12 protein-coding genes are annotated in these 12,447 nt (G+C 46.0%); 8 read left to right on the plus strand and 4 right to left on the minus strand.

Annotation, left to right across the window (positions count from 1 at the left end):
* Position 1: 1 nt before the first annotated feature.
* The 6 genes from ACLUWI_RS02445 (at position 2) to ACLUWI_RS02470 (ending at position 5,051) form a co-directional block, all read left to right on the plus strand.
* On the plus strand, positions 2-262 hold the full coding sequence (locus ACLUWI_RS02445) for a chorismate mutase (protein ID WP_412146015.1): 261 nt from the start codon (positions 2-4) through the stop codon (positions 260-262).
* Positions 263-316: 54 nt separating this feature from the next.
* Positions 317-1,483, plus strand: a complete 1,167-nt coding sequence (gene aroC, locus ACLUWI_RS02450) for a chorismate synthase (protein WP_412146016.1) — start codon at positions 317-319, stop codon at positions 1,481-1,483.
* A 13-nt stretch (positions 1,484-1,496) separates the two neighbouring features.
* Entirely contained in the window at positions 1,497-2,798 is a 1,302-nt protein-coding gene (gene aroA, locus ACLUWI_RS02455; protein WP_412146017.1) for a 3-phosphoshikimate 1-carboxyvinyltransferase, read from the plus strand.
* Entirely contained in the window at positions 2,795-3,643 is an 849-nt protein-coding gene (locus ACLUWI_RS02460; RefSeq protein ID WP_412146018.1) for a prephenate dehydrogenase, read from the plus strand. Before aroA ends, ACLUWI_RS02460 begins: the two co-directional genes overlap by 4 nt.
* An 11-nt stretch (positions 3,644-3,654) precedes the next feature.
* Positions 3,655-4,173: a shikimate kinase gene (locus ACLUWI_RS02465; RefSeq protein WP_412146019.1), complete on the plus strand. Its 519-nt coding sequence runs from the start codon at positions 3,655-3,657 to the stop codon at positions 4,171-4,173.
* Positions 4,174-4,598: 425 nt separating this feature from the next.
* Positions 4,599-5,051, plus strand: coding sequence for a helix-turn-helix domain-containing protein (locus ACLUWI_RS02470; RefSeq protein ID WP_272217469.1), 453 nt, complete (start codon positions 4,599-4,601; stop codon positions 5,049-5,051).
* A gap of 98 nt (positions 5,052-5,149) precedes the next feature.
* Here the strand turns inward: ACLUWI_RS02470 and ACLUWI_RS02475 are convergent, their stop codons facing one another.
* The gene (locus ACLUWI_RS02475; protein WP_412146020.1) at positions 5,150-6,466 is read right to left on the minus strand and encodes an MFS transporter; all 1,317 of its coding nucleotides are present in this window, start codon (positions 6,464-6,466) and stop codon (positions 5,150-5,152) included.
* A 270-nt stretch (positions 6,467-6,736) separates the two neighbouring features.
* Positions 6,737-7,153: an arsenate reductase ArsC gene (locus ACLUWI_RS02480; RefSeq protein ID WP_412146021.1), complete on the minus strand. Its 417-nt coding sequence runs from the start codon at positions 7,151-7,153 to the stop codon at positions 6,737-6,739.
* A gap of 209 nt (positions 7,154-7,362) precedes the next feature.
* On the opposite strand from ACLUWI_RS02480, the gene ACLUWI_RS02485 reads away from it, so the two are divergent.
* Positions 7,363-10,008: a cation-translocating P-type ATPase gene (locus tag ACLUWI_RS02485; RefSeq protein WP_412146022.1), complete on the plus strand. Its 2,646-nt coding sequence runs from the start codon at positions 7,363-7,365 to the stop codon at positions 10,006-10,008.
* 68 nt (positions 10,009-10,076) lie between these two features.
* Here the strand turns inward: ACLUWI_RS02485 and ACLUWI_RS02490 are convergent, their stop codons facing one another.
* Both ACLUWI_RS02490 and ACLUWI_RS02495 read right to left on the minus strand, forming a co-directional pair.
* Positions 10,077-11,318 carry a glycosyltransferase family 2 protein gene (locus ACLUWI_RS02490; RefSeq protein ID WP_412146023.1) on the minus strand — a complete coding sequence of 414 codons (1,242 nt, stop codon included), beginning with the start codon at positions 11,316-11,318 and terminating at the stop codon, positions 10,077-10,079.
* 22 nt (positions 11,319-11,340) lie between these two features.
* Complete coding sequence (locus ACLUWI_RS02495) at positions 11,341-11,505, minus strand: LPXTG cell wall anchor domain-containing protein (protein WP_080890476.1); 165 nt, start codon at positions 11,503-11,505, stop codon at positions 11,341-11,343.
* A 345-nt stretch (positions 11,506-11,850) separates the two neighbouring features.
* Between ACLUWI_RS02495 and ACLUWI_RS02500 the strand changes: the two genes are divergently transcribed.
* Positions 11,851-12,336 carry a flavodoxin gene (locus ACLUWI_RS02500; RefSeq protein WP_412146024.1) on the plus strand — a complete coding sequence of 162 codons (486 nt, stop codon included), beginning with the start codon at positions 11,851-11,853 and terminating at the stop codon, positions 12,334-12,336.
* Positions 12,337-12,447 lie beyond the last annotated feature (111 nt).

The raw sequence follows: 12,447 nt of genomic DNA on the forward strand, positions 1-12,447 counted from the left end.
GATGGAGAATCAACAATTAAATGCGCTGCGTGATCAGATCAATATCGTTGACGAAAAGCTGGTGCAATTGCTTGAGCAGCGATTCGCCATTGTTAAAGAAGTCGGGATGGTCAAGCAGGCTGCCAAGCTACCAATAAGAGACGAGAAACGAGAACAGGCGGTTTTAAATCGCCTTGGAGGACAGGTCACGGATCAGTCATTAAAGCCAGCTATCCAGGCTATTTTCCAAACGATTATGGACGAAGCTAAAAAGCTGGAGTAATAAAAGTTTAAGACGCTGAATACGGAACGGGAAAATTAGAAAAGAGGAACATTTATGAACTACTTGACTGCCGGTGAATCGCATGGACCACAGCTGACCGGAATCTTAGAAGGTATCCCAGCAGGCCTGCACTTGGATGTGGATCAAATCAACCAGGCGCTGGCTGCTCGCCAAGGAGGCTACGGACGCGGCAACCGTCAAAAAATTGAACATGATACGGTTGAAATTGTTGGTGGCGTCCGTCATGGCGTAACACTAGGCTCACCAATTGCATTGACAGTCAAAAACCGCGATCATGCACATTGGTCGGAAATCATGAATCCAACATCTCCAGCTACGCCAGAAAATACCGTGCGCAAGGTGAACCATCCACGGCCCGGGCACGCGGATCTGGTTGGTGGCATGAAGTACCGGCATCATGATCTGCGCAACGTTTTGGAACGATCATCAGCGCGGGAAACCGCTATGCGCGTGGCAGTCGGCAATATCTGCGAGCAACTGTTGAACGCGTTGGATATTTCAATCATCGGCTACGTACAGCAGGTTGGCTTTATCGATGCTCGCGGCAAACAACCTGATAACGTCAAGGCAATTGAAATGCTGATTGCCCAAAATGACTTAAGAATCATTGACAACACCAAAGTTGAGGCGATTCATCAATTGATTGACCAAACCAAGCGCAATGGCGACACATTGGGCGGTGTAATTCGTGTTGTTGCCGAAAACGTACCAGCTGGCTTAGGCAGTCACGTCAGTTGGGACACCAAATTAGATGGCAAGCTGGCAGCTGCCGTAATGGGCGTCAATGCCATGAAGGGAGTCTCGATTGGTGACGGATTTGAAAATGCAGTCCGGCTGGGCAGTCAGGTAATGGATGAAATCAGTTGGAATCAAGAAACCGGCTACTCACGTTTGAGTAATCACTTGGGCGGTTTTGAAGGCGGGATGACCAATGGCATGCCAATTATCATCAACGCGGCCATGAAGCCAATTCCAACTTTATACAAACCGTTACAGACCGTTGACGTTACCAGTCATGAACCAGTTAAGGCCAATGTTGAGCGTTCTGATACGACCGCGATCGTGCCGGCATCTTTGGTCGTTGAAAATGTCGTTGCCATCGAGCTGGCCAAGGCAATTACGGATGCGTTTGAAGCTTCCAGCCTGGAACGTCTACAGGCTGAAGTGGCCGCTTGGCGTCAGGAAATGCGCGAATACTAAAGGAGGAAACGTCATGAAAGAACTTGCCTCGGCCCCACACGGACTTCATGGATCATTGACGGTACCTGGCGATAAAAGTATTTCACATCGCGCGGTCATGCTGGGAGCAATCAGTAAGGGAGAAACGGTAATTCATCATTTTTTGGATGGCGATGATTGTCTGTCGACTTTAAAGGCTTTTAATGATATGGGCGTTAAAAGCGAACGTGATGGGGGGACCGTTGTTATTCACGGCAATGGAATCGATGCGCTAAACAAGCCGGCACAGCCTCTCGATATGGGGAATTCTGGCACGACTACCCGCTTGTTGATGGGGATTTTAGCAGGCCGTGACTTTGAGACGCGACTTTTTGGAGATGCCTCATTGCAAAAACGCCCGATGAAACGGGTTAGTGAGCCATTAAGTCATTTTGGGGCTCAGGTTGAGCTAACGGATGCCGGGACGCTGCCGGCAGTGATTTATGGTCAAAAGCTGCATGGCACGAATTATCAAATGAAAGTGGCCAGCGCGCAGGTCAAAAGCGCATTGATTTTTGCCGCATTGCAGGCCGACACGCCATCAACCATTATTGAAAAACTGCCAACCAGAAATCATACCGAAATCATGCTGCGGCAATTTGGCGCCGAAATTGAAACGGCAGCCGATCAAAAAACGATTCATGTTATGCCACAGCCGGAGTTGACAGGGCAAACGGTCGAGGTGCCAGGTGACATTTCTTCGGCTGCCTTTTTCTTGACAGCCGGGGCAATCGTTCCTGATTCAAAGATTAAGTTGGAACGGGTGAATCTAAATCCAACTCGAACTGGAATTATCGACGTGTTGCAGAAAATGGGCGCTGACCTACAGATCGAAGCACTACCAACTAAGGGCGAGCCGTTGGGCAATATTACGATTGCCACCAGTCAGCTTAAGCCGATTCAAATCGAGGCTGAAGATATTCCAGCCGTAATTGACGAGTTGCCGTTGGTTGCGCTGTTGGCGGCTTGCGCGGATGGAACCAGCTCGATTCGGGGAGCAGAAGAGCTGCGGGTAAAAGAAACGGATCGAATTCAAACCGTAGTTGCTGAGCTGCGTAAATTAGGCGTTCAAGTTGAAGAGCTTGCAGACGGTATGATCATTGAGGGAAGAAATGAATGGGCAATTAATGATGATCAGCTTGATAGCTATGGTGATCATCGCATTGGTATGATGGACGCGATTGCGGCATTAAAGGCTCCCCAACCGCTGCGGCTCGCGCATGCGGATGCAGTCAGTGTTTCATACCCTAAGTTTTTCCAGGATCTGCAAAAGCTTTTAGGAGGCGGTCAGGCATGACGACGGTCTTTGTCAAAGGTTTGGGTCTAATCGGCAGCACGCTGATTCGGGCAATTCGCCAAAAACATCCTCAATATCGTATCGTGGGCAGCGATATCTCCACGGCAACGCTGGATTTTGCCATTGAGCAGGGATTGATTGATGATGCGGGAACCAATCTATACCAAGCTGATCAGGCTGATTTTATTATTCTTGCCGGACCCGTATCGGCAATTGTCAAAGACCTGCATGATCTGGCACAATTAGAACTAAAGCCGGGAGTGGTCATTACCGATGTTGGCAGTACCAAGCAGACGATTATCGATGCTGCTCAACCACTGATTGAGCGTGGTGATGTCTTTATCGGGGGACATCCAATGGCCGGATCGCATGAATCGGGCATTCAAGCTGGGCGAATCGATCTTTTTAAAGATGCCTACTACTTCTTGATTCCAACCAGCGGCTCAAGAGGAATTGCCGAACTCAAAGATCTTTTAAGCGGCCTAAACGTCAATTGGTACTTGATTCATGCGCGTCAGCACGATAAAATCGTAGCCCAGCTTAGTCATGTTCCACACGTGATTGCGACAGCTTTGGTTGCCCAAACGGCAGCCACTTTTAAAAATCATCCTGAACTTTTGACTTTGGCCGCGGGGGGCTTTAAGTCAACGACCAGAATTGCCAAATCGGATCCGACCATGTGGAGCGCGATTATGCACAACAACCGCGAGCTGATCGTTCATCAGCTTGACGAATACCTAAATGAACTGCAATTACTACGCCAGGCAATTGCTGACGATGACCAAGAAAAGCTCTTTGCCGTCTTTTCAAAAGCCAAGGCCGATCGTGAACGACTCGATCATTAGGAGGAAGCAAGATGGAACTGATTTTGATAGGATTTATGGGGAGTGGCAAAACCACGATCAGTCGAATGCTGGGTAAGATGCTGAATGCTCCCGTTACTGATTTGGATGATGAAATCGTTCGTCGTGCTGGTATGACGATTCCTGATATTTTTGCCCAAAATGGCGAGGAATATTTTCGTCAATTAGAACATGATACACTAGCTGACATTATCAAATCTGATCAGGGCATTTTGGCAACTGGTGGCGGTACGCCAATGCGTCCTGACAACCTGACCATACTTAAAAATACGTCGACACCGGTAGTTCTTTTGAAAGCCAGCGCGACAGAAACGCTGCGGCGGATTGGCGGTGACAGTGGCCGGCCATTGGCTAAGTCTTTAGACGAGAAGGGGATTGCCGATCTGCAGGCCCAGCGTCAAGTTAATTACGACGCCTGTGCCGATTTGACAATCAAAACGGATGGGTTGAGTCCAGCTGTCATTGCTGAAGAGATTGTTAGTTTTTTGAATCTGCCGACATCAGCGAACTAAATCAGCAAGCCAAAGTCGTTTTGTGAAAACTCCCTGCTTCAAGAATGGAGCGAGGAGTTTTAATATTTTTTGCGAACGTCTGTTTGACAAAAATATTTGGATGCGTTAAGATACTTTTTGAAGCTTTGGTGAATTCTATTGATGTCGCAAAGCCTAAAAGCAGCGACAGATAATTCATGAATTTACCGATTTGCGGAGTGCCGGTCTAAACGCTGTTATTGGCAATGCTCCCAGCAGTGAGGTTCGATTCCTCACCTCCGCGATTGCCAAGCTCAATTGTTTGGCAGGGGCAAGTTAGCCCTCAGTGGTTAAGGAATCTCATGTCAGTGGGCATGAGATTTTTAAAACCAGCTTCAATAAACCGCTTACAAAGGCTTGCTGAAGTGATATCCTATAGCTTAATTAATTCAGAGAGGAAACTGGACATGAAGAAAAAAGACATCCGTAAACGACTGGAAGCCCGTTTTGAAGAATTGAAGGACAACTCCTATGACTCTTACCAAGCAATGCATAAATTAACTAATGACCTGGGCGAGAAAATCGGTCAAGACAACCTTGATTTCTTTGCCCGTCATGTCAAGGGCGGTCTGACTAAAAAGAAGATGACGAACCTGATTTATGCTGCCACGCATCAAAAGCCACTGGAAGAAGCCGTTAAATTAGATCCGGCTGCCAAGCTAGCCTATCGCATCATCAAATTGCGCCAAGCTAAGGGATGGACCCGCGAAACTTTAAGTCATGCAGCCGGTGTCCCATTGGCTGAACTTAATGCTTTGGAAGATGCCAAGGCTGAAACCGTCAGCCTGGTTGATCTGCAAAAGCTTAGCAATACACTGGGTGGTAAGATCAAGCTGTCGTTTAAGCCTGAAAAAGAATAGCTGAACTGGACAAAATAAAAAAGAGATCAATTATTTCGTTGATCTCTTTTAGTTTATAATCAGCTGAAAATCATGCAACCTTAATCAAAGCTTACAATTTAATCAGTAGTTGTAGATTCGGTCATTTCTTCATCAATCAACGACCCTGGTTTGAGTACGAAGGCGTAGACTAATAATGAAATAAATACCGCGCCGGATACATACCAGAAGAAAGCTGATTCGAGGTGAATGGAACGCAGCCATAAAGCAATGTAGTTAACGGTACCGCCAAACAGGGCAACGGTAAGTCCATAAGGCATACCCACGCCCAATGCCCGAATCTCAGATGGGAAAAGCTCAGCCTTGACAATGGCGTTGATCGAGGTATAGCCAGAAACGATGACGATCCCAACAATCATCAATAACAGTGCTTCCCAGGCAGTTGACGCGCCAGCCAGTAGCGTAAATAGCGGAACCGTGCACAGCGTACCGCCAATCCCAAAGAAAATCAGCAATGGCTTGCGACCAATCCGATCTGACAGGTGACCAAACAAAGGCTGCAGTATAACCATGACCAGCAATGCCAAGAAGTTGATCATAGCCGCTGTTTTCTTTGAAAGGCCGGTCGTGTTGATCATAAACTGTTGCAGATAGGTCGTGTAGGTATAGAAACTGATCGTGCCGCCAAGCGTCATCCCGACGACCGTCAACACTTGTTTTGGATAGTGAGCTAAGAGTCGCAGCGTGCCAGCTTGACGATTATTGCGATTACTGGACTTAAACTGATCGGATTCCTCCATTGAGAGTCGCAGCCACAAAACAATCATCGCACCAGCCGCGCCAATAGCAAATGGGATTCGCCAGGCAAAGTCGTACAGTTGTTGATCAGTATAAACAGCTTGTAGAACAATTTGTACAAGCAGCGCGCTCAGTTGACCGCCAATCAATGTAACGTATTGAAATGATGAGTAAAAGCCGCGTCGATTTGGTGATGCCATTTCCGACATGTAGGTAGCTGAAGTTCCATATTCACCACCTAATGAAAGGCCTTGGATCAGCCGCGTCACAATCAAGATAACTGGTGACCAGATGCCGATTCGTGCGTAGGTTGGGACTAGCGCAATAACCAATGAACCGGCCGCCATAATTGAAACCGAAAGCGTCAATGCGGCGCGACGACCTTTCCGATCTGCAAAACGGCCCATCACGAATGATCCTAGCGGCCGCATGAAAAAGCCAATTGCAAAAACACCAGCAGTTGCCAAAAGTTCCGCTGTTTGGTTATTGGCTGGGAAAAAGGCCCCTGAGAAATAAATGGCGAACGAGGCATAGACATACCAGTCAAACCATTCAATCATATTGCCCAAAGATCCTTTTAAAATGTTGCTGGCAATCTTACGTTCACTGCGTTGCTCCGTTGGAATAGTTGCTTGCATATAAATTACCTCGCTTTCAAATTGATTTTTAAGATTGGGCATAGCTTAACGCATTAAAAAGCATAAGTTAATAGTCTTAAACTAATAACACTGATAATTAAGCATTTAGCGAACCAGACTGATCAATCACTCGTGTTGACGGCGCTTACAACCGATGATTTTGAAGTGGCAAAGTTTAATGATTCTGAATACCTGCAAAATATAAAACGCCCTGACCAAGCCAAGCAGCTTAGTCAAGACGTTTGTAAAAATTGATTTTGAATTAGGGCGTTATGGGTAGTTAACGCCTTGCTCAATCTTATTTTTGAGAATCAAAATATTTTTTTCAATTTGATTGATAACTTTAATAAACTCATCGTCAGCTTGGCCAGTTGGATCGTTTAGCCCCCAATCAACCCGCCATTTAGCCGGCAGATAGGGACATTTTACACCGCAACCCATGGTAACGATGCCATCAACCGTTGGCAATGCGTCAAGCGTCTTGTTATATTGTCCTGATGCTTCCATATCAATGCCATAGATTTTTTTCATCAAGCGCACTGCATCTGGATTGATTTGATCTTTAATCTGTGTACCTGCCGAATAACTTTCAAAAACATCCCCGGCAAGTTTTTTTCCTAACGCTTCGGCAATTTGGCTACGGCATGAATTGTGCGTGCAGATAAATGCAATCTTAGGTTTAGTCAATGGAACATCCTCATTTTCGTTTTTGTTTAATTTTAATAGGGTGCTTCTTTTTTGACAACCGGCTGTGAGATTTTTGGAATATTTCGCTATGCTTTTTTGCTAAATCCGCCAATGTAACCCCTACCATATTAATTTGGTAAATGTTATGCTTGTGTTGTAATAGTTGTTATAAAAAGGAAGTATCAAATACAGAGAGGGGTTTAACGTCTATGAAAGACCAATTTTATCGTCAAACCACCTTGCAGGTTTTGGAACGACTTAAGGCAACGCCACAAGGGCTGCTGACAACTGAGGCCATGGAGCGGCTGCAGAAAAATGGTCCCAATGAATTGCCGCAAGGAAAAAAGATTACGCTTTGGCAAAGAATCATCGCTCAGTTTAAAGATCTGATGATTTTGATTTTAATTATCGCGGCAATTGTCGCAGCTTTTGCTGGTGAACTTTCGGATACGATTATTATTTTGCTAGTTGTAGTTTTAAATGCTGCATTTGGAGTCTTTCAGGAAACTAAGGCCGAGAATGCCATTGATGCGCTGCAAAAAATGAGCACACCAACCACGCGCGTCAGACGAGATGGCCAGATTGCCCAGCTTTCCAGTAAAGAGCTGGTCGTTGGCGACGTGATTCTTTTGGAAGCTGGGGACATTATTCCCGCTGACGTTCGCTTCTTAAAGACGCAAAACGTCAAAGTCGAAGAAGCAGCGCTGACTGGCGAATCAGTTGCCGTAACCAAAGATGAGGCGGTAATTGATGCCGAATCAGCTGCTCTAGGGGATCAGCATAACATGGGCTTTATGAATACCAGTATGACGGCGGGCACAGCCGAGGCAGTCGTAGTTGCTACTGGTAAGGATACAGAAGTTGGCAAGATCGCCCAGATGCTGAACAGTGCCGAACAGACTGTAACACCATTGCAGCGCAACATTACCCATCTCAGTAAAATTCTTAGTGTACTGGTTTTGGCAATCGCCGTCATTATTTTCGCGCTGGGAATGCTGACTAAGCGCGAGACGCCGCTGGATATGCTGCTGACCGCCATCTCGCTGGCTGTTGCAGCAATTCCGGAAGGGCTGCCAGCCATCGTTACCATTACGCTGGCTTTGGGAACCCAAGCGATGGCTAAACGGCACGCGCTGATTCGTAAGCTGCAGGCCGTTGAAACGCTGGGCGCTACTGAAATCATCGCTTCCGATAAAACTGGAACCCTGACCAAGAATCAGATGACAATCGAACAGCTGATGCTGAACGGTCAAGTTACGGCCGCACCTGATTTTAAGGTTGATGCTGACTCGCCGTTGACCAAGGCAATGATTCTGGCTAATGATGCTGAGCGGGGCAGTCAAAAAGAATTATTGGGCGATCCGACCGAAACGGCGCTGTGGCAATTTTATATCGATAAAGGGCTTGATATCGATGAGTTTAGGCAGCGCTATCCACGCCTTAATTCATGGCCATTCGATTCGGAACGTAAATTGATGTCAGTAGCCGTTAATGATAAGCAGCCAACGCTCTACCTAAAAGGGGCGGTCGATGAACTGCTGACACGGGCAGATCGCATTTTGGATGGCGAACAGGTGCGAGAACTGACCGATGACGATCGTGAACGCATTCTTAAAACCAATCACCATTTAGCTAAACAGGCATTGCGGGTGCTTGGCTATGCATACCGGCCATTAACTGAAAAAGAATGTCAAAGTACTGATCCGGCGTTGGTGGAACAATCACTGATCTTTATTGGGCTGTCAGGGATGATTGATCCACCGCGTCCTGAAGTCAAGGCTGCTATTCAAGAGGCTAAGGAGGCTGGGATTCGACCATTAATGATTACCGGTGATCATAAGACAACGGCGCGGGCAATTGCTGAACGTCTGGGAATCATTGAGCCTGGTGATGAAGCTGGTGCGATTACTGGTCAGGAACTTAACGCGCTCAGTGATCAGGAATTAAAGGATCAGGTAGCACAGTACTCGGTTTATGCACGAGTTGCGCCTGAGCATAAGGTTCGGATTGTCAAAGCTTGGCAGTCGCATGACAAGGTCGTTGCCATGACTGGTGATGGCGTGAATGACGCCCCAGCTCTAAAGACTGCTGATATCGGCGTCGGTATGGGAATTACCGGGACCGAGGTTTCTAAAAACGCGGCTGACGTCGTATTGGCTGATGATAATTTTGCTACGATCATTGCCGCGGTCAAGGAAGGGCGCAAAGTCTTTGCCAATATTCAAAAAGCGATCCAGTATCTGCTTTCTGCCAACCTTGGCGAAGTCTTGACGCTTTTAATCATGACGATCATGAACTGGTCAATTCTGGCACCGGTGCAAATTTTATGGATCAATCTGGTAACTGATACATTCCCTGCTATTGCGTTAGGGGTCGAACCTGCTGAGGGCGATGTTATGAAACATCAGCCGCGGGGCAATCAAGGCAGCTTCTTGGCTCATGGCGTCGGCTTTAATATTATCTACCAAGGAATCTTGGAAGGGCTGCTGACACTGGGCGTTTATGCATTAGGCATTTTATACCCAGTTCATCAGGGAGCCGCGCTGATTCATGCCGATGCACTGACGATGGCTTACATTACCTTAGGATTGATTCAGTTGCTGCACGCCTGCAACTGTAAGTCGTTGCAAGGAACGATCTTTAAGACGGGGGAATTTAAGAATCGCTACTTTAACTGGGCAATCCTAAGTTCAACGCTACTTTTAGCCGGTACGATCTTCATTCCAACTCTAAATCCGATTTTCCATACCACGGAATTAGATCTTGTTCAATGGGGTATCGTAATTGGAGCTGGCCTTTTGATGGTTTTGATTGTTGAAATCGTTAAGGCGATTCAGCGTCATCAAAGAAATTAAACGTGAAAAAAGTCTCAAGCTCTGATTAAATTCAGAACTTGAGACTTTTATTGGCTTGTCAGTCGTTTTTAACGATCAACGTGCTGCCATTTAGCCGTTTTATCTTCATTGTTGGCAATGCGCTTCATGTTGAACAAGCAGCGCATCAGCGAGATCCAGTCAACGATATTGATCACGTATAGAATCAGATAGGCTAGTGGCGCGACCGTCATCAGCCGGATTCGTTCCCAGAATTTAAGCTCTTCTGGTATGAATGTTGCCATTGCAAAGAGATAGTAGAGGCCCAATATCGCGAAAATCGTTGAGAAATCGGCAAAGTGATGGATAATGCCGATAATCCAAAGCAGCAGCAGTGGATCAATCAGCATTAAAAATTCTTCAAAGAAAACTTTTGGCAGTTTCCAAAAGGCGAGTGAGAAAGTGTACTTGGCATCACGATTAAAAATTACGCGGCGATGCTTGAACAAAGCCTTAAAACGTCCTTGTTTCCATCGGTAGCGCTGTTTAAGCAGCTGAGAAAAGCGGCTGACTGGCGGCGTATAGGCGATAACGTCATCGGCATAGCCAAATTGCCGATTGCTGTTGCCAAAATGAGCGATCATCTTCATCGTAAAGTCGATGTCTTCAGTGATCGAATCAGTGTCATAGCCACCAACTTCCAGCATGGCTGACTTGCGAAAAGTTGAGCCAACACCGCCAATGATATACTCGATTCCCAAAAGCTCCTCAGATCCCTTTAGCCGATAACCAAGCAGGTATTCGACTTTTTGGACGTATTCCACTAGATTATGGGGGCGCGTAATGCGAACGTTCGCACTGGCTCCCAATAATCTGGGATCATCAAAACGCAAGGCCATGTTTGTCAGCGCGGTTGGCGTCAAATAGGAGTCGGCATCAAGTACCATGATCAGATCACCGGTCGCAAATTTTTTTAAGGCATGATTGATTGCAACCGACTTGCCTTGATTATGTTGATGGATGACACGCAGCTTGGGATGTTGTCTGGCTAATTGATCCAAAATCATCCCTGTCTTATCACTGGAGCCATCGTCAACCGCGATCACCTCAAAATTAGGGTAAGTCTGCTTTAAGACTGATTCAACGCCCCGACGAATAAACTTTTCTTCGTTAAACGCGGGAATTATCACAGAGAAACGGTGATCAGCTGGCTTTTGGCTGATCTGCTGTCGATCAAGGCTGTTGATCTGATGCAGATTTGAGACAATCAAGCCAATTAAGATGCGGCCGATTGCCAAAATACTGAGCGCAAATACCGTAATGGCAATGATCAATGCCGGGCTGAATTTCATGATGATCCTCCTTTTTTAAAGATTAAGAGGATCGCTTCTTGATCTCAACCACAATCAGCGTTATGGCCAGGATCGTCATCAAAATACCAATGGCAGCGGCAAAAATCGTGCTCACGGTATTACCTGTCTGTGGTAAAACGGCAGCTAATGGAGTAGCCATCAAACCTTTAGATAAGTTAGAGTACATAGATTAAACCTCCTTGTCATTGCTGTTTCGACTATGACTAAAGTATAGCGAGAATATTTGAACTATTTTTGAACTAAAAATTAAATATGTCTTAATAGTGAATTTAATCACATTTTTGATAAGAAGGATTAATCAAGCTGGTTAGATGATTAATGATTTAAAAATCAGGATTCGGCTGGCAGTTAAGCGATTTGTGCACAAGCCAACGCTTTCTTTTGAGACTGCTGCACATGGATGGTTACTGATACCATGCAAAAAAAGCATACCAGCATACCAAATAAACATTTTAAAGTCTGGACGCTTAGGAATATACTAAAAGTAAGCAAAATAAAAGGAATGATTATTTTGGCTAAAGTGATAGTATTTTACTTTTCCGCTACCAATACGACCAAGCAGCGCGCGGAAAAAGTTGCACAAAAGCTGGGTGCGGATTTATTTGAGATTCACGCCGCAAAGCCATATTCAGTAGCCGATCTTGACTGGCATGATCCAAAATCACGCACGTCAATTGAACAGCATCAGCATGCCAGCCGCGTTGCGATTAAAGACGACCTGCCTGACATTAGCAGTTATGATACGGTCTTGATTGGCTTTCCAATCTGGTGGGGGATTCCGCCGCGTCTGATTGCTGACCTGATTGATCATTTACCGCTCAGTGGCAAGCAACTGGTGGGATTTGCAACTTCCGGCAGTTCTGGTTTTGAACGCGCGCAAAGCTACCTGGAACGAACCGTTAAGGAAAATAATGCTGACGTTCAGGTTTTGCCAGGCGCGGTTTTAAACAGTGACGCGCAGATGGATGTCTGGTTAAAGCAGCTTAATCTTAATTAATTGGTGATCTGAAATGGTGCTGAGCCACTCTTTAATAAGAGTCTGGTCCGGCATCATTTTTTGTTGGTCATTTTTGAGCAGATTGATTGCTTTTTAAAGTTCACTTATTTA

Source organism: Limosilactobacillus mucosae, assembly GCF_046939755.1.
Lineage (GTDB): Bacteria > Bacillota > Bacilli > Lactobacillales > Lactobacillaceae > Limosilactobacillus > Limosilactobacillus mucosae_A.